Below are 19,791 nucleotides of genomic sequence, written 5' to 3' on the forward strand. Positions count from 1 at the left end.
CGGCGGCCTCGGCGAGTCCCAGGCTTCCGTCGTCGACGTGTCTGGCATGCAGGACGTCCAAGGGTCGCGTCATCCACCGAGCAGGAGGGTCGCCCACCAGGTGAGCGGGGGGAGCGGTGGTGGTGCATCTCCGGCTGGGCTGGGGGCGTGGTGCGTCCGCGGGAAGCAGAGGGACCCAGTGGCCTGGATCGTGTTGGTGGACGAGCTGGGAGTCCACCGTCAAGTCGTGGTGCCCGGACGCCACCACCTCGGCGACAGGTAGCCACCTTCGTCAACCACGAGGACGTACGACCGCAGGTAGGCGTGCGGCTTGCGGGGAGTTCCCCTCAAAGACGGGTCGAAGTAAAGGAAGTCGCTCTGCAACCTTCGGCAAATCGAGGCAAACCGGACTGTCGAGTGCTTCGCCGCGCGCGGTACCGAGACAGCTCGACAACTGAATCTGGGCAGCAGGCACACGCCGTCAGAGGACAGCACCACTTTCAGCCACAATCTGCTGAGTTTTTACCGAAGTTGTCGAGTCACGGACGTGCTGCGTACGTACCGCTGATTGCACCTAGCGACGGACGGATCTACGGCCTGCAGGAGGTACAGTGCGTTTCTCGTGGAATATGACGGGAGCTTTCATTATCGGCGGTGCCGTGAGTCTTACGGTCGCGGGACTCGTCTACCCGAGCACGCCGGGTGCAAGTGCCGCCCCTGCCTCGCATGACAGCGTCATCGCCGAGACACCGTGGGGCCCTCTGACCGAGTCCGACCGGGACTTTGTTGTGAAGGTCCGCGCGGCCGGGCTGTGGGAATACCCTGTCGGCCAGCTCGGCCTACAGAAAGGCACTACAGAGGCCGTTGTCACTGCGAGTCGGCATCTCGTGGATGGGCACGCTGCACTGGACTCCACCTGCCGCAAGATAGCACCGATGTTGAACATCATGCTGCCCAATGTTGCGAGTCCTCAGCAGCAAGGCTTTGTTTCAGCACTGACGACAGACACTCGCGAGCAGTTCGATTTCGACTTTGCCAACATCCTGCGAATGACGCACGGATCGATCTTCAACACGGTGGCGAAAATACGCTCCACCACGAAGAATACCCTCGTTCGCGCCTTGGCCGACCAAGCCAACGATACCGTACTTGATCACATCACAGTTATGGAAAGGACGGGTCTGGTTAACTTCGATCAGACCCTCTTGCGGCAGACCACTCCGCCCAATTTGCCTTCTTCCGACCTGACTCCGCCGCCTCCGAGCCTTGGGCAGCCGATGACAATCCTCAATCCGCCGCCAAGCGCCACTTCCACTCCGGTGGACATCGACGCAATCACCAGAGTCGGGGCAGGGGCGGCTCCCAGCTCGACCGCGCCGAATGGCTGAGAGTTTGTAACAGGCATCGTGAGCGGTGTTTCTTGAGGCATTTCAAGCTGGTTGTTGCAGGAAATGGCGACGCGAGACGCACGACCCGTGTCCGTACGGCGAGTCTGAGCTGTGAAAGACCGGCCGCGCCACTGGCTGCGCCTTCGCTGCGATCGCGGCAACACCACCCCGTACAGGAACACCACCCGACTATGCCGGCGCTGGCGGACACAGCCTGCAACGCGGAAGTGGACGCAGTGGCAGCGGCGTCCGGACACGGGCCAACTGGCACCACTGATCGGAAACCCAATCTCGGCCACAGGATTACGCAGACCCGCGAAGCGTTGCCGTTCGAGGGAGAAGTTGACCATGCTATAGGGGAAACCGGTCTCCGTAGACAGTCGATCGGTGACGGCGTCAAACACCTCGTCGGCGTCGGTTGTCAATCCGTGTCGGGCAAGCAGCTCCTTACGGGATTGGATCAGAGCAGGGTGCAGACCGGGAATGGCCAAGACGTAGTCGTGGTCGGGAGTCATGAGCGGAGGTCGAATGCGACGGAGGTGGTGAGGGCAGAGGAAAGCGCGTGTTCGGAAAGCGGGATGAGGATGCTGGCGGCGGACTCTCCTTCACGGGCATCGCAGGCGATGACGAACGGCAGCCGTCTGGGCAGGGCAGAGCACCCGGGTCCTGTTCCGCTACTACGCGAAGTTCCTTGCCGGAACACGGGATCATGCCAATCAGCTCATAGAAAGTTCCATGAATCGTTGGGAGGGACCAACGGTGCCGGATGGAGACGGCTTATCCGGGATCTGGTCCGGAAATATTCCGGACCAACTGGGCAGAGGTGGGAGAGCGGCGGCAGAAAACGGGAGCAGGGGGATATTTCTCCTCGCCGCTTGATTGGTCGCCGCGAAGGGTGCCTGACGGGAGTTGTCTCAGGTCAGGCACCCTTTCTTTTGGTCCTAGAAGAAGCCGAGCTTCTTCGGCGAGTAGCTCACGAGCAGGTTCTTGGTCTGCTGATAGTGGTCCAGCATCATCTTGTGGTTCTCACGCCCGATGCCGGACTGCTTGTAGCCGCCGAACGCCGCGTGCGCGGGATACGCGTGGTAGCAGTTCGTCCACACCCGGCCCGCCTGGATCGCCCGGCCCGCGCGGTACGCCGTGTTGATGTCCCGGGTCCACACACCGGCCCCGAGACCGTACAGCGTGTCGTTGGCGACCTTGATCGCGTCGTCGAAGTCGTCGAACGACGTCACCGAGACCACCGGCCCGAAGATCTCCTCCTGGAAGATCCGCATGCGGTTGTCGCCCTCGAAGATCGTCGGCTGGACGTAGTAACCGCCCTTCAACTCGCCGTCGTAGTCGAGTCGTTCACCACCCGTGAGGATCTTCGCGCCCTCCTGCCTGCCGATGTCCAGGTAGGAGAGGATCTTCTCCAACTGGTCGTTGGACGCCTGCGCGCCGATCATCGTGTCGGTGTCGAGGGGGTGCCCCGGCTTGATCAACTCCGTGCGGGCGACGGCCGCTTGGAGGAAGTCGGAGTAGTGGCCGCGCTGGATGAGCGCCCGGGACGGGCAGGTGCACACCTCGCCCTGGTTGAGCGCGAACATCGTGAAGCCCTCGAGCGCCTTGTCGAGGAAGTCGTCGTTCGCCGACGACACGTCGTCGAAGAAGATGTTCGGCGACTTGCCGCCGAGTTCCAGCGTGACCGGCTTGATGTTCTCGGAGGCGTACTGCATGATCAGCCGGCCTGTCGTGGTCTCGCCGGTGAAGGCGACCTTCGCCACGCGCGGGCTGGACGCGAGCGGCTTGCCCGCCTCGACGCCGAAGCCGTTGACGATGTTCACCACGCCCGGCGGCAACAGGTCCGCGATCAGGCTCATCCAGTAGTGGATGGACGCCGGGGTCTGCTCGGCCGGCTTGATGACGACCGCGTTGCCCGCGGCGAGCGCCGGCGCCAGCTTCCAAGTCGCCATCAGGATCGGGAAGTTCCACGGGATGATCTGCGCCACGACCCCGAGCGGCTCATGGAAGTGGTACGCCACCGTGTCGTCGTCGACCTCGCCCAGCGAACCCTCCTGCGCCCGGATCGCCCCCGCGAAGTAGCGGAAGTGGTCGATCGCGAGCGGGATGTCGGCGGCGAGCGTCTCGCGGACCGGCTTGCCGTTCTCCCAGCTCTCCGCGACCGCGAGCGGCTCCAGGTTCGCCTCCATCCGGTCGGCGATCTTCAGCAGGATGTCGGAACGCTCGGTCACCGACGTCCGTCCCCAGCCCGGCGCCGCCGCGTGCGCCGCGTCCAGCGCCCGCTCCACGTCCTCCGCGGTGCCGCGCGCGATCTCCGTGAACGGCTGCCCGTTCACCGGGGACGGGTTCTCGAAGTACTGCCCGCGGGCCGGCGGCACGTACTCGCCGCCGATGAAGTGGTCGTAGCGCGCCTGGTAGGAGACGATCGCGCCCTCGGTGCCGGGTGCCGTGTAACGGGTCATCCTGGTCTGCCTCCCGGAACAGCGCTGCCCGCCGTTGGGCAGCTCTCGGCGCGAGGCTAGGGAGCGGGACGTTGCATCTACGTTGCGTGGTGGCCTGTGGCCGGAGTGTGCTCCAAGTGCTAAGCGCCGGACGCGCGTTACGTCAGCGGCCCGTCCGGTGTGACCACGCGGCCGGTGCCGCCAGCTCGGACTCCAGCGCGTCGAGCCGAGAACGCACCGGTGCCGTCGGGCGTATCGCCGCGAGCGCCCGCCATACGTCGAGGTCGTCCTCGCCCCATGGCGCGTGCGCCCAGTCCGCCAGCAGGTCGGGGTCGCGGCGGGCGATCAGCGCCGTACGGAGGCCGTCGGCGAGGCGAGCCCTGAGCCGGACCACCGCCGGTGCCTGCGAACCGGGCAGCAACGGACCCGTGTACGCGCTCGCCGCCCCCGTGACCGCACCCCCTTCCAGCCGCCGCTCGACGATCGCCACATCGGACTCGACCGGCAACGTGAGCCGGTAAGGACGCGAGGCGAGCAGCCCCGGCCCCAACAGCCTCCGCAGCCGCGCCAGTTCGGCCCGCAAGGTCACCGGCGGCACCGACTCGTCCTCGTACAGCGCGCACAGCAGCTCGTCGCCGGTCAGCCCCTCCGGATGCCGGGCCAGCAGCACCAGGATCTCGCTGTGCCGGCGACTCAGCCTCATCTTGCGGCCGTCGACGCACAGTTGGGCCTCGTCCCGGCCCAGGGCCATCAGCTCGGGTCCGTCGACAGACGTCTGTTCCGGGGCGAGCAGCGCCAGTTGGGACTCGGCGGCCCGCGCCACCGCCTGTACGAAGCCCAGGCTGTGCGGATGCGCCAGCCCGTTCCCGCCGGTGATGTCCACGGCACCGAGCACCCGTCCCGTGCGCGGATCGTGCACCGGAGCCGCCGCGCACGTCCACGGCTGCACACGCCGGATGAAGTGCTCGGCCGCGAACACCTGCACCGGCCGGTCCACGGCGACCGCCGTACCCGGCGCGTTCGTCCCGACCGCGCTCTCCGACCAGCGGGCACCCGGCACGAAGTTCATCCGGCCCGCCTTCCGCCGGGTCGCCGGGTCCCCCTCGACCCACAACAGCCTGCCCTGCGCGTCGCACACCGCCAGCAGATGCGCGCCGTCCGCGGCGAACGTGCCCACCAACTCCCGGATCAGCGGCATCACCCGCGCCAGCGGATGCTCCGCGCGATAGACACCCAGGTCACCGTCCGTCAGCTCCACCCGCGCCGTGCCCTCGGGACCGACACCGGCCCGCGCGGAACGCCGCCAGGAATCTGCCACCACCGACCGCACCGGCTGCGGCACCGTGCCCGCCACGGCGAACGTCTCGTGCGCCCGGCGCAGCACCCGCACCCGCTCGGCAGGGTCGGCCCCCGGCTCCAGGGCCACCCATGGATCGGTCAACTCGGCCTCCCTTGACGTCGATACGGCGCCGCAACGGATGCGGACATCGTTACTCCGCAGACGGATCCGGACAACCGTTTCGACCAGGGACGAGCCGAACGAACCGCATCGCACCCGGAACCGGCGCGGATTCGACTCGGATTCGCTTCGGAACCGGATCGGAACCGGCTCGGATCCGCCACGGATCAGCCTCGGCTCATTGGCTCATCGGCTCAGGCGACAGCGACCATCCTCATGTAGCGCGCCCAGTCCCACTTCGGCCCCGGATCGGTGTGGTCGGTGCCCGGCACCTCGTAGTGCCCGATGATGTGTGCCCGGTCCTTGGGGAGCCCGTACTTCATGCAGATCGCCGCCGTCAGCCCGGCCGACCGCTCGTACAACGCGTCGGTGAACCACTCGGGTTGATCCACCCACCCCTCGTGCTCGATCCCGATACTACGGGTGTTGTAGTCCCAATTCCCCGCGTGCCAGGCGATATTGGCCTCCCTCACGCACTGGGCCACATGCCCGTCGGCCGATCGCACGAGGTAGTGGGCGGACACCCTCTTCTGCGGATTCTGGAAGATGGACAGGGTCTTGGGGTACGTCTGCTGTGTGACGTGGATGATCACGTAGTCGACGGAATAGCTGACGGGGCGGTTGGACGCCGTGTAGTTGGAGGTGCTCGCCGGCTGCCACTCGGCCGACGGATAGTCGACGGGCTGGGCCCGGGCGTCGGCCTGCGTGGCAGGAAGTAACGCGTAGGGGACGGCGGCGAGGGAGGCTCCCTTCAGCAGCCATCGCCTGCTCGGGAGCGGTCGTGCCCGTTCCATGCTCGGGTGCCTTTCGGTTCAGTTGCCTTTCGGCTCAGTGAAGGAGTGCCGCCGCTGTCTCACGCAGACGCGCGTGCAACCCCCGGTGAGTCTCGCGCGCCGGCAGCCATTCCTTCCGGATCTTCGCGACACAGGTGTAGTTGGTGTCGCACACGTTGGCCAACGGCGATTCGACCGCCTGGGTCGCGAATTGGTAGGCGTCCAGTTCGCTGAACCCGTAGTCGCGCACCAGCCAACGCACCAGATCGAGCTGGGAGATCCGGAACGCGTCCTCCAACGGGCGTGCCGAACCCGTCGAGATGATGTGCGTGTCCGACTCGATGCGCGGCCAGGGTGTGGCGACCCCCTTGAGCAGTTCCACGATCACCACGGTGTTCATCGCGCACTCGACGGCGACTCCACACGTCTCGCCCTCGCCCTGCCGGGCGTGCCCGTCGCCGAGGCTGAGCAGCGCGCCCTCCACGTTCACCCCGAGGTAGCAGGTGACCCCGGCCCGCATCTCGGGCGTGTCCATGTTCCCGCCGTGCGCGTCGGGCACCAGTGCCGAACGCACCTCCAGGTTGGCGGGTGCCACGCCCACGGTGCCGTGCATCGGGTCGAGGGGCAGCTCGACCTCGATGTCGCTGTCACGCGCGCGGAACAACGCCGTACGACGGGTCCGGTCCAACTGCCAGATCCAGACGGTCTCCGGGAGCGGCGGTTGCAACGTCGCCGTGGTGTGTGTCGAGGTGAGCGCGCCGAAGAGGGGGACCGTGGTGGAGGCGGCCCAGTCCCGTGCCGGCTCGATCGACACGAAGTGCACGGCGACCGTGTCACCCGGCTCCGCGCCCTCCACATGGAAGGGTCCGGTCTGCGGGTTGAGGAACGGGAACTCGCACACCTCGGACACCAGGTCCTTCTCGGACCGAACCCGTCCGGCGAAGCAGTCCTCCGTGTACAGGTCGAGGACCGTGCCGGGCGCGATGCGCGCCACGGGCGGGGCGCCGCCGAACGTCCAGGCGTACTCGCCCGGTTCGGGCCGCACCGTCAGGATCCGGGGGTCGTTCATGGCTGTACTGCTCCGTTCTGCGGATGACCGGTGGAGACGGTTTCGTCGAGATGGGCACGGGCGGTTTCGGCTATTCGCTCGGGGTGCCGCCGTAGCAGAGCGAGCAGCACTACGATCCCTGCCGCCATCCAGACGCCGACGACCGGACCGGCGTAGGACACGGGCGGGGTCGGTTCGGTCACGACGTCGAAAGCCGGGAGGCCTGCCGTGGTGAACAGGGCGGGGACGAACGCGACGATCCCGAGGAGGGGGACCAGCAGGTGTCGTAGCGGCTTGAGCAACTCGCGGCTGTGGCTCAGTACGGAAAGCGGCAGACTTCCGGCCGCGAAGGCCGTGAAGGCCGCGCCCGACGGGATCGACGCGGCGACCCTGGCGGCCGGCGCCATCGCCGTGACGCTTTGGAAGAGGAGCTCGCGCAGCCCGACGGCATTCCGCCGCAACCCCTGAACCGTCTCCCCCGACACGTGAATCCCCCCTCGCCCGTTCGTCTCTGCACTCGCACCTGCACACCGTCGTCACAACACGACGGCTGCGCCTCGCGTGAATCACGGTACGGCGCCGACGGGTTGGGCAGTAGGGCGTGGCGGGCTTCCGTGGACGACGGCGGGACTGTGGACAACTCGACCACTCGGACGAGTGAAGTCGGCCGTGTTTCAGGCCTGTTCGGCCACGATGTCCACAGGCTGTCCGGCCGCGGTTCCTCCGGTCCGTCCGGCTACGGTTCCCCCAGCTCGTTCGGCCACCGCTGCCGGGTCGTCGAGGACGGCCCGCACCACCGAGTGCGCGGCCCCCAGCAGCGGACCCTCGGGGCCCAGCAGCGACACCGACACCGGACAGGCGGGCCCCGCCGTGCGCCGCGCCAACTCGGCCTCCAGCGACGGCAGCAGCCAGGGCGAGAGACCGGACAGCGCGCCGCCCAGCACCACCAGCTGTGGATCGAGCAGGTTGACCGCGCCGGTCAGCGCGATACCCAGCGCCGTACCGGCGTCGTGCAGGGCACGTCGTACCGCCTCGTCGCCGTCGGCGGCACGCGTCGCCAGCAGCCCGACCCGGTCCGCGCCGGGCTGCAGACCGGCGGCGCGCAGTACCGCCTCCTCGCCCGCGTACTGTTCGAGGCAGCCGCGCCCGCCGCACGCGCACTCCGGCCCGTCCGGACGCACCGGTACATGCCCCAACTCGCCCGCGAATCCCCGTGTTCCGCGCAGCAGCCCGCCGTCCACCACGACCGCGGCGCCGATGCCGATCTCGGCCGACACATGCAGGAAGTCGCGCGGAGTGGTCTCGCCCAGCCAGAGTTCGGCGAGCCCACCGAAGTTGGCCTCGTTGTCCACCGTGGGGCGCAGCTCGGCGGGCAGCAGGGCGCCCAGGTCTGTGTCGTGCCAGTCGAGGTTCGGCGCGCGGACGACCGTACGGCCGTCCCGTGCCACCAGACCGGGCACGGCGACCGCGAGCCCGGCCGGCCACAGGCCCTCCGCGTCGGCCTCGGCGACGATCTGCCGTACCAGCGCGGTGAGTTCGGCGAGCACCGGTTCGGGAGAGCGGCCGCGGTTCACACCGTGCCGTACGGCACGGGCCCGTATCTCGCCGCGCAGATCGACCGCGCAGACCGCGAGATGATCGACCCCGACCTCCGCGCCGATCCCGGCCGGACCGCGCCCGCTGACGGCGAGCGCCGATCCGGGGCGGCCCACCCGGCCGGGCCGCTCCGGGCCCAACTCCTCCAGGAGACCCGACCGGATCAGCTCGTCCACCAGCGTCGACACCGCCGCACGGGTCAGCCCGATGCGTGAGGCCACGGCCGCGCGCGAGAGCGGACCCTCGGCACTCACGGTGTGCATCACGCGCGCGAGATTGCGCCGGCGCATGCCCTGCTGGGTGTCGGGCAGGGCACGCCCGGACCCGGCGGGGTGCGCGTCGTGCAGCGGTGCGGTCATGCCTCCGTCAGTCCTCGGTCGGTGTGCGGCGGACGGTGTTCTGCGTCCCCGGCTGGTCCGTGATCAGCGTGTGGCAGCGGGTTCTCGCCCTCCGTCGGCCCTTGAACTGTGGGCGCCGGCAGGTGTCCGTCCCCCGACACTCCCTGATCGGTGTGCGTCAACGGCCCTCCGGCCCCCGCTCGAGCAGCGGAGCCGCGTCGGAGAGTACCCCGGAGATCCTTGCCAGCGTCTTCTCGTCGCGCTCCACGGCGTCCAACACCGGCCCGGCGGCCGTGTTCCAGCGCCGGGCCACCGCGGCCGGGTCCTCGCCGGTCAGCAGTCCTGCGGCCTGCGCGGCGGCGCCCAGCGCGACCAGCTCCTTCGCCTCGGGCACCTGGACCGGACGCCCCGACAGCCGCCGTACGGTCTCCTGCCAGGCCGTGCCGCGGGCGCCGCCGCCGATCAGCAGCAACGGAGTGGTGCGGTCCGCGTCCTCGTCGAGGACGAGGTCGAGGGCGCCCAGGAGCGCGTGTACGGCACCGTCGTAGGCGGCCTGGAGGAGCTGGCCGCCGGTGGTGTCGTGGCGCAGGCCGTGCAGCAGCCCCGAGGCGTTGGGGAGGTTCGGGGTGCGCTCGCCGTCCAGGTAGGGCAGCAGCGTGACCGAGGTGCCGGGCTCCACGGCTTCCCGGTCCAGGCCCAGCAGGGCCGCGACCCGGTCCACGGCGAGGGTGCAGTTCAGGGTGCAGGCAAGCGGCAGCCAGTCGCCGTGCGCGTCGGCGAAGCCCGCGACCGTGCCGGACGGGTCGGCGGGGCGGTGCTTCGACACCGCGTACACCGTGCCCGATGTGCCGAGGCTGAGCACGGGAACGCCGGGGCGCAGCCCGAGGCCCAGCGCGGCGGCCGCGTTGTCGCCGGTGCCGGGGGCGACCAGGGTGCCCTTGGAGAACGGCAGGTCGTGACAGTCCCGTACCGTGCCCGCCACCTCGCCGGGCCGCACCACTCGGGGCAGCAGCGCCGGGTCGAGGCCGACGTGCCGGAGGATCTCCTCGTCGTACGACTCGGTCCCCGAGGCCCACCAACCGGTGCCGGAGGCGTCGCCCCGGTCGGTGGTGCCCTGGCCGGTGAGCCGCTCGGTGAGGTAGTCGTGGGGGAGACGCACGGCCCCCGTGGCGCGCACCGCCTCCGGCTCGTGCTCGGCGAGCCAGGCCCACTTCGTGACCGTGAAGGAGGCGCCGGGCACGCTGCCGGTGCGCTCCGCCCAGGCCTTCGGGCCGCCCAGTTCCTCGATCAGTCGGGTGGCCTGCGGCGCCGAACGCACGTCGTTCCAGAGCAGCGCCGGACGGACCGGCTCACCCTGGGCGTCCAGGGTGACCAGGCCGTGCTGCTGGCCGCCGATCGACACGGCCGCCGCCTCGTGGGCCGCGTCCCCGCACTGGCGCAGGGCCTCGCACAGGGCGTCCCACCACTGGCGCGGATCGCTCTCCCGGCCCGCCCCCGAGGAGACCGTGTGCGGCGCCTGGCCACTCGCGACGATCCGTCCGGTGGACACGTCGACGACCAGTGCTTTGGTGGACTGGGTGGACGAGTCCACGCCGACGACGAGCGGACCCTCGGCTGCTGACATCGGGTTTCTCCCTTGTGTGCGGCATGCGTCTCCGCCCGGAGACACATTGTCCCTTCCCAGAGACGCTCCGGCATACTAATTTGTAAACCGCCATGACGAAATAGTCGGAGCGAAGCAACAAGGAGCCGCGTCATGAACTACCAGCCCACCCCCGAGGACAGGTTCACCTTCGGCCTGTGGACCGTCGGCTGGCAGGGAAGGGACCCGTTCGGCGACGCCACCCGCCGTGCCCTCGACCCGGTCGAGACGGTGCAGCGCCTGTCCGAGCTCGGCGCCCACGGTGTGACCTTCCACGACGACGACCTGATCCCCTTCGGGTCCTCGGACACCGAGCGCGAGGCGCACATCAAGCGCTTCCGCGAGGCCCTCGACGCGACCGGCATGAAGGTGCCGATGGCGACCACCAACCTCTTCACGCACCCGGTCTTCAAGGACGGCGCGTTCACCGCCAACGACCGCGACGTGCGCCGTTACGCCCTGCGCAAGACGATCCGCAACATCGACCTGGCGGTCGAGCTGGGCGCCGAGACCTACGTCGCCTGGGGCGGCCGCGAGGGCGCCGAGTCCGGCGCCGCCAAGGACGTACGCGTCGCTCTCGACCGCATGAAGGAGGCCTTCGACCTCCTCGGCGAGTACGTCACCGACCAGGGCTACAGCATCAAGTTCGCGATCGAGCCCAAGCCGAACGAGCCCCGCGGCGACATCCTGCTCCCCACCGTCGGTCACGCTCTGGCGTTCATCGAGCGCCTGGAGCGCCCGGAGCTCTACGGCGTCAACCCCGAGGTCGGCCACGAGCAGATGGCCGGGCTCAACTTCCCGCACGGCATCGCCCAGGCCCTGTGGGCGGGCAAGCTCTTCCACATCGACCTCAACGGCCAGTCCGGCATCAAGTACGACCAGGACCTGCGCTTCGGCAACGGCGACCTGCGTGCCGCCTTCTGGCTGGTCGACCTCCTGGAGAGCGCCGGTTACGCCGGCCCGAAGCACTTCGACTTCAAGCCGCCGCGCACCGAGGACCTCGACGGCGTCTGGGCGTCGGCGGCCGGCTGCATGCGCAACTACCTGATCCTGAAGGAGCGTTCGGCTGCCTTCCGCGCCGACCCGGTGGTCCAGGAGGCGCTCCGCGCCTCGCGTCTGGACGAGCTGGCGCAGCAGACCGCGGCGGACGGCCTCAAGGCGCTGCTCGCGGACCGCTCGGCGTTCGAGGACTTCGACGTGGAGGCCGCCGCGAAGCGCGGGATGGCCTTCGAGCAGCTCGACCAGCTCGCCCTGGACCACCTCCTGGGAGCCCGCGGCTGACCGCACGCACGCGTGCGTGCCTCACTCGCGAGCCCGTCGGTGTTCGTGAGTTCCCGTTCCTGACCGACCCCCGCGCGGAATGCTTCGGAATCATGCGATCCATGGCATGGGTCCGTATCAACCACCGCGCGGGGGTCGCGACATGACCGCCGCGCGGCGACCCTTGACGGTATGGCCATGCCGCCCGTACCGCCTCGACCGCCCGGGCCACCGGACGCCGCTCCGCCTCCGGGAGGCGGCTTCGGACCACCACCTCCCGGAGACTACGGACACGGATCGGGAGGGGACTACGGAGACTACGGACCGCCTCCCCGTAGGCGCCCCCGACCGCTGTTCATCCTGCTCGCCGTGATCGCGACCGCCGGAGCCGTCGTCGCCTTCGTGCTGATGGCCTCCGGGGGACACGACTCACCGGACAAGAAGTCGCCCGTGGAGAGCAGTTCGAGCACGAGCGGCGGCCCGTCCCTCACCATCCCGACGAAGCTCCCCACCAGCCTGCCGACCAAGCTCCCGACCGCGCTTCCGTCGAACCTCCCCTCGGAACTGCCGAGCGAGCTTCCCAGCGACCTGGAGTCCCTGCTCCCGTCCGTGTTCGGCTGACTGCCTCAGGAACCGACGGACGTTCAGATGCCGTGCGGCAGCCTCAGATACACCAGGGTCGTCTCGATGCCGCTGTCGACCAGGCGCCCCTGGGTGTCGAACGCGCCCGCGCCGTCCGTCATCCCGAAGTCGTTGTCATTGATCAGGGCGAGCGTGTCGTGATCCACGCGCGCGACGCCCTCGATCTTCTGGGGCACCCCGGAGACGGTCCCCAGGTCGACGACCAGCTTCTTGGCCAACACCGGGACACCGGCGGCCGCCGGGTCGTCGAGCTGCTCCAGTGACGGGGACGTCGTGTCGTCGTCGTAGCGACCGCCGAGGATGTTCGACTTCCGCTTCAGCTCGACGAGTTGGAGCCGGGCCGCCTTGTCGGTGCGCTCCTCGACCAGGAGGCGGTCGTCGCCCACGGCGACCACCGAGGAGATCTTGAGTTCGGACGTGTGGTCCTCGCTGGGGTCGACCACGTTCACCGGGTCGAAGCGGTACGCGTACTCCGCCGTGACCGCCTTCTTCTTGGGCGAGAAGCGCAGCAGGCGGGTGTTGAGGGACGCGTCCCCGGCATCCCCGTCCGGCAGCGACAGCGGGCTCTGCAGGGCCATCACCAGGTCGCCGCCGGGCAGTTGGGCGAGCCCCTCGAAGCCGCGGTTGGTCTTCCGGTGCAGCAGGACGGCCGGCAGAGCCTCCACCACCGGGTAGTCGGCACCGGTCAGGTGCAGCCCCTTGGGCACATACCGCGTGAGCACCTTCCCGCGCGCGGAGACATGCACCAGGGAGGGCCCGTACTCGTCGACGAGCCAGAAGGATCCGTCCCCGGCCCGCACGATGCCCTCCGTGTCCAGCCCGTTCGGGTTGTACGCCAACGCCGTCTGCGCGTTGTAGGAGTACGGCGCCTCGTCGCGTCCCTGCTGGTTCGACAGCCCGGTGACGGCCTTCCCCGAGGACGTGGTGATCGGGAGGGCGTCCAGGACCTTCAGCTTGTCCCCGGAGACGCGGATCTTCACGATCGCCGGGTCGAAACCGGGCACCGGGAACGTGCGGCGCTTCGTCCCGCTGACCTTGATCTGGCCGTTGGGTCCGCGGTCGGTGACCGTCCAGTACTCGCCCTTGCGGCCGGCCGGGTAGATGTCGCTGCCGAGGCCGCCGAGGTCCACTCCCCGGTCGTCGTCCACGGTCCCGGGCAGCAGCGCGTCGCTGAACGCGCCGAGCGGAATGTCGCCCAGCGTCGCCGTCCGCGTGACATGGGCGGCCTCGGCCTTCGCGGGGGCTCCGACGGCCGTACCGGCCGCCAGGAGGGCGACCACCGCGGCGAGCGGGGCACCCACCGCGACGGAATGACGGACACGGCGCCTGACGAGGTCGTGCGGGGACATCGGGCCTCCTGAGGGCAAGTTCGCTGACAGCGGCCAGAGTTGGCGCTCATGAGGAACGGTGCTCGACGGTGAGGTGAATCAGGGGTGTCCGCCGTTTGTCGGGCGGGCTCGGCACCCCCGCCCGACCGGCCGTAATTCGATCGCGCCCCGTAGTGCCGTCGGTTACACAGGTCCGGTGGATGATCCCTACCCTCTCCGCCCGGTCATCGAGGACGAGTTCGCGACCTGGGCCCGCATGGTCACCGACACCTACGGAAGCGATCTGTCCGACGAGCAACTGGCCCACGAGCGAGCCGCGACCGAACTGCCCCGCACCATCGCCGCGTTCGACGGCCCCGCGCCGGTCGGCGGAACCGCGGCACGCGCGCGCGTGCTGACCGTTCCGGGCGCGCTGCTCCCGGTCGCCGGGGTCACCTGGGTCGGTGTCACTCCGACCCACCGCCGACGCGGCATCCTCACGTCGATGATGCGCAGACAGCTCACCGACCTGCACACGTCCGGCGCCGAGCCGATCGCGGTACTGCGCCCCTCCGAAGCCGCCATCTACGGCCGCTACGGCTACGGGCCGGCCACCCAGGGAGCCCGCCTCCGCTGCGACAAGCGCGCCCTGCGCTTCCGCCCCGGCACCGACTTCGGTGACGGAACCGTCCGCCTACTGGGACGCGATCAGGCCCGCCCGCGGATGGAGAAGCTCTACGACCGCGTCCGGGTCGGCGCGGTCGGCTGGCCCGGACGCGACGCCACCTCCTGGGACGGCCGCTTGACCGACCGTCCGGAGGAGCGCGGAGGCGCGAGCGCGTTGCGTTTCGCGCTGTACCAGGACGCGGACGGCGAAACGACGGGCTACGCCCTCTACCGGATCAAGCAGGACGCGTCGGGCGGCGACGGGAACACGCTGCGGGTCGTCGAGTCGGCCACCGCCTCCCGGCAGGCGTACGCGGCCCTGTGGCGCTTTCTCGCCGGGATCGACCTGGTTTCCTGGATCGAGTACGAGGGAGCGGTGGACGAGCCGCTGCCGCACCTGCTGACCGATCCGCGCGCCGTGCGCCCGGCGCCGGTCGACCGCCTCTGGGTACGACTGGTCGACGTCGGCCGAGCGCTGGCGGCACGACGCTACGCGGGCACACTGGACCTCGTCCTGGACGTCGAGGACACCTTCTGCCCCTGGAACACGGGCCGTTACCGGCTGTCGGCCGACCAGGACACGGCTGCCTGCGCACGGACCCGCGCACCGGCCGACCTGCGGTTGACCGCGGCCGAACTCGGAGCGGCCTTCCTCGGCGGCACCACGCTCGCGTCCCTCGCGGCCGCCGGTCTCGTCCAGGAACTGCGGGCCGGGGCCCTCTCCCGCGCGACAGCGGCGTTCCGCGCGGATCGGGAGCCGTTCTACCCGGGAGGCTGGGCGTTCCCGGCGTACTGACCGGTGGCGAGCACCTGGTGGGCCGCGCCGAACCACCTGGGCAACCGATCGAACAGATCCTCCTGGTCGTCACCCACCCACACCACGTGGCCGTCCGGCCGGAGCAGCACCGCCGGCGCGTCCAGTTCCTCGCCGACGTCGTCTACGTAGTCGACGCGATCCGCCCAACCCGCGACCGAGAGCCGGCCGGTCCCGTCGAGCAGCAGGCCCCGGCCGGAGTGCATCAACTCGTAGAGGCGCCCCTGTTTGAGCTTCACGTCCCGCAGCCGTCGGCCGAGCAGTTCATGCCCCTCGCCGAAGTCGTAGCGGATCCCGACCGCGGTGATCATCTCGGTCACGTACCGGTTCACCTCCTCGAAGTCCATGAGTGTCGAGAACAGTTCCCGTAGTGCGGTCGCCCCCGGATCGGTCCCCAGAAGCGTGATCTGCGCCCGCGTGTTGGCGAGGACGCGGGCGCCCACCGGGTGTCGTTCGGTGTGATAGCTGTCCAGCAACCCTTCCGGAGCCCAGCCGTTGACCGTGGCGGCCAGTTTCCAGCCGAGGTTGAACGTGTCCTGTACGCCGAGGTTGAGCCCCTGTCCGCCGGTCGGCGGATGGATGTGTGCCGCGTCGCCGGCCAGCAGGACCCGGTCGACCCGGTAGCACTCGGCCTGCCGGGTGGCGTCGCCGAAGCGGGACAGCCAGCGCGGCGAGTGCACGCCGAAGTCGGTGCCCGCGACGGCCCGTAGCCGCTGCTTGAAATCGTCGAGGGTCGGCGCGGTCGCACGGTCCTCGGCAACGCCGTCGGCGGGCACGACGACGCGGTACACGCCGTTCTCACCGGGGCTGACGCCGAACCGCAGTTGGGTCCTGCGGACGTCCTCGACGACGTCGGCGATCGTGGCCGGATCCTCGGTCGCCTCCATTTCGCCCAGCAGTGTCTCGACCGTCGCGGGCTCGCCGGGGAAACCGATGCCGAGCGCCTTGCGCACCGTGCTGCGACCGCCGTCGCATCCGACGACGTAGCGCGAACGCAGCTCCGATCCGTCCGCGAGTTCGACGGTCACCCCGTCCTCGGCCTGACGCAACCCGACCACCTCGCGGCCGAGCCGGATCTCGGTACCGAGTTCGACGGCGCGCTCCTTGAGCAGCCGCTCGGTGACCGGCTGCGGGGTGGCGACGCCGTACGGGTGGGCCGTGTCCGACCGGTCCGGCCACGGCTTGACGATGCCCCCGAAGAGGCCGCCCACCTGGAACTTCTCACTGACCGCGAGGAACCGGTCGAGCAGGCCGCGCTGGTCCATGATCTCGACACTGCGCGCGTGCAGCCCCTGCCCGCGGGACTCCCCGGTCGGCTCGGTCAACTTCTCCAGCACGACCACGTGCACACCGTGCAGCCGCAACTCGCAGGCCAGCATCAAGCCGGTCGGTCCGCCGCCGACCACGATCACGTCAATCATCAGAACGTCCGTCCAACGAGATTGGTTTCCGGCCCGCCGATCCTTGGACCTGCGCTGCGCGTATCTTTCGTTTCCGCAGGTCCCGGCCTCGGTCGGCCATTTTGAGGGACGACCGGGGCCTTGCCGCAAGCCCCCCGCCGCGCTATACCTTGGGTGTGGCAAGGAGTGGACGACTCCTTGCCATTGCCTTTTTCCGGGTACGTCTCCGCAGGCTCGGCTCCTGGGGCTGCCGGTCGGCGAGGGTGTCGTCAACCCCCCTGTGAGGACCTGGTCCACCCCCGTACGGACACGGGGGGTGCCGTCATGGTCGCGAGCGGTCACCGATTCGTACGTTTGCTCAGGTCAGTCCATTGCCTGAGAGAGCCGGAGACCGGACATGTCCCAGACCACCGCAGTCGTCGGCGCACCTGATCCGGGAAATGTCGCCGTGGCGCCCCCAGGAAGCGAGTTCGCGCCCCTCCTGCGCACGGTCAAGAACCGAGGCCTACTGGAGCGGCGGTACGCCTGGTACGCACGCTGTATCGCAGCCAACGCGCTAGCGCTGGGCGGCATCGTCGCGGGCATCGTTCTGATCGGCGACTCCTGGCTGACCCTGCTCCTGGCCCCGCTGCTCGCCGTGTTCGGTGCCCGCACGGCCTTCATCGGGCATGACGCGGGCCACTCCCAGATAGCCGGCGACAAGACCGTCAACCGCGTCATCGGCCTGATCCACGGCAACCTGCTGCTGGGGATGAGCTACTCCTGGTGGAACGACAAGCACAACCGCCACCACGCGAACCCCAACCACATCGACAAGGACCCGGACGTCGTCGCCGACATCCTCGTCTTCACCGGCGAGCAGGCCAAGGACCGTGCGGGCTTCCGGCGTTGGCTCACCCGCAACCAGGCGTGGCTGTTCTTCCCGCTCACCCTGCTCGAAGGCGTCGCCCTGAAGGTCCACGGTTTCCAGGACCTGCGGCGCCAGCCCCGTCGCGAGCGGGCCGTCGAAGGCGCTCTTCTGGTGAGCCATGTCGTGGCCTACGTGTCGCTGCTGCTGATTTCGATGTCCCCGGGGAAGGCACTCGCGTTCGCCGCGCTGCACCAGGCCCTGTTCGGCCTGCACCTCGGCCTGGCCTTCGCGCCCAACCACAAGGGCATGGAGATGCCGGACCCGGACGGCGAACGGTGGGGTCATCTCCGCCGTCAGGTACTCACCTCGCGGAACATCCGTCACGGTGTCCTGACCGACTGGTTCCTCGGCGGCCTCAATCACCAGATCGAACACCACCTCTTCCCGAGCATGCCGCGCCCCAATCTGCGCCTCGCACAGCCCCTGGTGCGCGCCCACTGCCAGGATGTGGGTATCCCCTACGTGGAGACCGGGCTCGTCGACTCCTACCGGCAGGCCCTGCGCCACCTCCACGAGGTGGGGGAGCCGCTGCGCATGGAGTGGACGGAGTGACGGAGCAGCCGAAGGCCCGGGTACCAGTAGGGGAAGCGCCTCAGGGATGTCTCAGGGTCGCGATCCGGAACCGTGGGGAGCGCGGACCCGTTTTCAGATCAGAGAGCGGCTGCGGCCGCGGAGGAGGCGACATATGTCGAAGAGCGCGAAGATCGCCGTAGGAGGTGTGGCCGTCGGGCTGTTCCTGTGGCTCTGGCTGCCCTGGTGGGCCGTATTCCTGATCGTCGTGGGAGTGCCGACGGCCGCATATCTGACGCTGGACCCCTCGCAGCGGCGTCGACTGCGCCGCGTGGCGAGCAAGGAGATCGGTCGCTGACGCACCGCTGCCCGACTGCGTTCCCGCCCGGCGCGCAGGGGCAGATCACGGCACGGCACCGTCCGCGGGACCGCAGTCTCCAGCCCCGTGGACGGTGCTCGGCCGAGCACCGTCCACGGACCGAGGGGGACGAGTTCGCCGTGATCCCGGACGGGTACCGGCGGACGCATCGGCGCCCAAGGGCTCAACTCGGCCGTACGGCCAGCTTGTCGAGTGCTTCCAGGAGGCCGGGGAGTTCGGGGCCTCTGCCCACAGGCAGGACCTCACCGGGCTCCTCGTCGAGCAGGACGAACGCTATGTCGTCGGTCCGGGCCACCAACGACCAGCCGGGGCCGTCGGCGCGCAGCGTGCGTGCGTCGCCCGGCGCGAAGGACGATCGGACGCGGCCGAGAGGCGGCGGGGTGTCGACGTAGGCGCGGACCTCCGTCAGCACCCGACGGACCCCGCTGTGGCTCGCCTGGGTGCCTTCGCCGGTGCTCTCCGCCGGGGTGCTGTTCGATGCGCTGCCGTCCGACTGCTTCCCGTCCGCCTTGGACGCGGCGTCAGGGGCGGCATCATCGAGGGTGGTGTCAGAAGCGGCCTTGTCCGCCGTCGACGCATCGCCCGCCTCGGCGTGAGCATCCTGACTTTCCGCAGCGTCCTGAGCTTCCTCAGTCGAGAAGGCCGCGTCGTCGATCTGCTCCCGCCACAGGGCCCATTGCAGCGCGATCTCGTCGGCGCCCAGCCGTCGCTGCGCCGGACCCCAGGTGGTGGTGTCCGGCGGAGCCAGCGGCGGCCGGTCCACGAGGTCGGGGTCCGGATCGTGCGGTGCGGGCACATTGGGCGCCGCGACGGCGACCGCGAGCGGCCAGCCCGGCAGGGCGGCGACCACCGTGCGCTCGCTCGGCGACAGGTCGTACTCCATACCGCAGTCCCAGGACGCGATGGCGACCGCGACCAGTGACACGTCGTCGACGACGACCGTCCACCGCGCCCCGTCGCTGTCCTGGCCGAGCACCAGGCCGTACCCGTCGGCGAGCGGCGCCATACCGAGCGCCGCACAGGCTTCCGGGTAGTCGTCGCCCAGCACGCTCGGGAACTTCGCCGGCGTCAGCAGTATCGCCGTGAGCACATAGAGCGCATCGTCCTCGGCGGCGACGGCCTCTTCATCCGTGTCGGCCATCCCAGCCTCCCCATCATTCGTCCAACCGCGCGCACCCTAGTGTGCGCGGAAGCCCCTTGTCACGACTCCCAAGTACACCCGGAGCTGCAGTTTTC

General features: G+C 69.6%; 16 protein-coding genes. 6 read left to right on the plus strand and 10 right to left on the minus strand.

The window, feature by feature from the left end; genetic code table 11:
• The first annotated feature begins 626 nt into the window (after nt 1-626).
• The gene (locus tag JHN63_RS02415; RefSeq protein WP_307781793.1) at nt 627-1,367 is read left to right on the plus strand and encodes a DUF4142 domain-containing protein; all 741 of its coding nucleotides are present in this window, start codon (nt 627-629) and stop codon (nt 1,365-1,367) included.
• Between the two features lie 941 nt (nt 1,368-2,308).
• On the opposite strand, the gene JHN63_RS02420 is transcribed toward JHN63_RS02415, so the two are convergent.
• From JHN63_RS02420 to xylB, 7 genes are all read right to left on the minus strand, one after another.
• Complete coding sequence (locus JHN63_RS02420) at nt 2,309-3,832, minus strand: aldehyde dehydrogenase family protein (RefSeq protein WP_200676962.1); 1,524 nt, start codon at nt 3,830-3,832, stop codon at nt 2,309-2,311.
• Nucleotides 3,833-3,974: 142 nt separating this feature from the next.
• Nucleotides 3,975-5,252 (minus strand): GAF domain-containing protein, encoded by a 1,278-nt coding sequence (locus JHN63_RS02425; RefSeq protein WP_200676963.1) that lies wholly within the window; start codon nt 5,250-5,252, stop codon nt 3,975-3,977.
• Between the two features lie 212 nt (nt 5,253-5,464).
• The gene (locus tag JHN63_RS02430; RefSeq protein ID WP_200676964.1) at nt 5,465-6,064 is read right to left on the minus strand and encodes an N-acetylmuramoyl-L-alanine amidase; all 600 of its coding nucleotides are present in this window, start codon (nt 6,062-6,064) and stop codon (nt 5,465-5,467) included.
• 34 nt (nt 6,065-6,098) lie between these two features.
• The gene (locus tag JHN63_RS02435) at nt 6,099-7,112 is read right to left on the minus strand and encodes an acetamidase/formamidase family protein (RefSeq protein ID WP_200676965.1); all 1,014 of its coding nucleotides are present in this window, start codon (nt 7,110-7,112) and stop codon (nt 6,099-6,101) included.
• On the minus strand, nt 7,109-7,552 hold the full coding sequence (locus JHN63_RS52335) for a hypothetical protein (RefSeq protein WP_234475979.1): 444 nt from the start codon (nt 7,550-7,552) through the stop codon (nt 7,109-7,111). Before JHN63_RS52335 ends, JHN63_RS02435 begins: the two co-directional genes overlap by 4 nt.
• A 213-nt stretch (nt 7,553-7,765) precedes the next feature.
• Nucleotides 7,766-9,046, minus strand: coding sequence for an ROK family transcriptional regulator (locus tag JHN63_RS02445; RefSeq protein ID WP_200676966.1), 1,281 nt, complete (start codon nt 9,044-9,046; stop codon nt 7,766-7,768).
• Nucleotides 9,047-9,203: 157 nt separating this feature from the next.
• Nucleotides 9,204-10,649 carry a xylulokinase gene (gene xylB / locus JHN63_RS02450; protein WP_200676967.1) on the minus strand — a complete coding sequence of 482 codons (1,446 nt, stop codon included), beginning with the start codon at nt 10,647-10,649 and terminating at the stop codon, nt 9,204-9,206.
• Nucleotides 10,650-10,781: 132 nt separating this feature from the next.
• Here xylB and xylA point away from each other — a divergent pair, with 132 nt between their 5' ends.
• The gene (gene xylA, locus JHN63_RS02455) at nt 10,782-11,948 is read left to right on the plus strand and encodes a xylose isomerase (protein WP_200676968.1); all 1,167 of its coding nucleotides are present in this window, start codon (nt 10,782-10,784) and stop codon (nt 11,946-11,948) included.
• A gap of 348 nt (nt 11,949-12,296) precedes the next feature.
• Nucleotides 12,297-12,548: a hypothetical protein gene (locus tag JHN63_RS02460; protein WP_200676969.1), complete on the plus strand. Its 252-nt coding sequence runs from the start codon at nt 12,297-12,299 to the stop codon at nt 12,546-12,548.
• Nucleotides 12,549-12,571: 23 nt separating this feature from the next.
• Here the strand turns inward: JHN63_RS02460 and JHN63_RS02465 are convergent, their stop codons facing one another.
• Entirely contained in the window at nt 12,572-13,918 is a 1,347-nt protein-coding gene (locus JHN63_RS02465; RefSeq protein ID WP_200676970.1) for an esterase-like activity of phytase family protein, read from the minus strand.
• A 175-nt stretch (nt 13,919-14,093) separates the two neighbouring features.
• Between JHN63_RS02465 and JHN63_RS02470 the strand changes: the two genes are divergently transcribed.
• On the plus strand, nt 14,094-15,338 hold the full coding sequence (locus JHN63_RS02470; RefSeq protein WP_200676971.1) for a GNAT family N-acetyltransferase: 1,245 nt from the start codon (nt 14,094-14,096) through the stop codon (nt 15,336-15,338).
• On the opposite strand, the gene rox is transcribed toward JHN63_RS02470, so the two are convergent.
• Nucleotides 15,305-16,777: a rifampin monooxygenase gene (gene rox / locus JHN63_RS02475; RefSeq protein WP_200676972.1), complete on the minus strand. Its 1,473-nt coding sequence runs from the start codon at nt 16,775-16,777 to the stop codon at nt 15,305-15,307. The genes JHN63_RS02470 and rox overlap by 34 nt on opposite strands.
• A gap of 376 nt (nt 16,778-17,153) precedes the next feature.
• On the opposite strand from rox, the gene JHN63_RS02480 reads away from it, so the two are divergent.
• Complete coding sequence (locus tag JHN63_RS02480; RefSeq protein ID WP_200676973.1) at nt 17,154-18,218, plus strand: acyl-CoA desaturase; 1,065 nt, start codon at nt 17,154-17,156, stop codon at nt 18,216-18,218.
• A gap of 133 nt (nt 18,219-18,351) precedes the next feature.
• A complete protein-coding gene (locus JHN63_RS02485; protein ID WP_200676974.1) occupies nt 18,352-18,534 on the plus strand; it encodes a hypothetical protein in 183 nt (60 codons plus the stop codon).
• A 184-nt stretch (nt 18,535-18,718) separates the two neighbouring features.
• Here the strand turns inward: JHN63_RS02485 and JHN63_RS02490 are convergent, their stop codons facing one another.
• A complete protein-coding gene (locus JHN63_RS02490) occupies nt 18,719-19,696 on the minus strand; it encodes a hypothetical protein (RefSeq protein ID WP_200676975.1) in 978 nt (325 codons plus the stop codon).
• Between the last annotated feature and the right edge of the window lie 95 nt (nt 19,697-19,791).

It is taken from the genome of Streptomyces sp. MBT65 (assembly GCF_016612545.1).
GTDB lineage: Bacteria > Actinomycetota > Actinomycetes > Streptomycetales > Streptomycetaceae > Streptomyces.

What these genes read in the sequence shown, in the direction of transcription:
- JHN63_RS02420 (WP_200676962.1), bottom strand. Translation starts at nt 3,832, where the DNA reads ATGACCCGTTACACGGCACCCGGCACCGAGGGCGCGATCGTCTCCTAC.
- JHN63_RS02430 (WP_200676964.1), bottom strand. Translation starts at nt 6,064, where the DNA reads ATGGAACGGGCACGACCGCTCCCGAGCAGGCGATGGCTGCTGAAGGGA.
- JHN63_RS02435 (WP_200676965.1), bottom strand. Translation starts at nt 7,112, where the DNA reads ATGAACGACCCCCGGATCCTGACGGTGCGGCCCGAACCGGGCGAGTAC.
- JHN63_RS02445 (WP_200676966.1), bottom strand. Translation starts at nt 9,046, where the DNA reads ATGACCGCACCGCTGCACGACGCGCACCCCGCCGGGTCCGGGCGTGCC.
- xylB (WP_200676967.1), bottom strand. Translation starts at nt 10,649, where the DNA reads ATGTCAGCAGCCGAGGGTCCGCTCGTCGTCGGCGTGGACTCGTCCACC.
- xylA (WP_200676968.1), top strand. Translation starts at nt 10,782, where the DNA reads ATGAACTACCAGCCCACCCCCGAGGACAGGTTCACCTTCGGCCTGTGG.
- JHN63_RS02465 (WP_200676970.1), bottom strand. Translation starts at nt 13,918, where the DNA reads ATGTCCCCGCACGACCTCGTCAGGCGCCGTGTCCGTCATTCCGTCGCG.
- rox (WP_200676972.1), bottom strand. Translation starts at nt 16,777, where the DNA reads ATGATTGACGTGATCGTGGTCGGCGGCGGACCGACCGGCTTGATGCTG.
- JHN63_RS02480 (WP_200676973.1), top strand. Translation starts at nt 17,154, where the DNA reads ATGTCCCAGACCACCGCAGTCGTCGGCGCACCTGATCCGGGAAATGTC.
- JHN63_RS02485 (WP_200676974.1), top strand. Translation starts at nt 18,352, where the DNA reads ATGTCGAAGAGCGCGAAGATCGCCGTAGGAGGTGTGGCCGTCGGGCTG.
- JHN63_RS02490 (WP_200676975.1), bottom strand. Translation starts at nt 19,696, where the DNA reads ATGGCCGACACGGATGAAGAGGCCGTCGCCGCCGAGGACGATGCGCTC.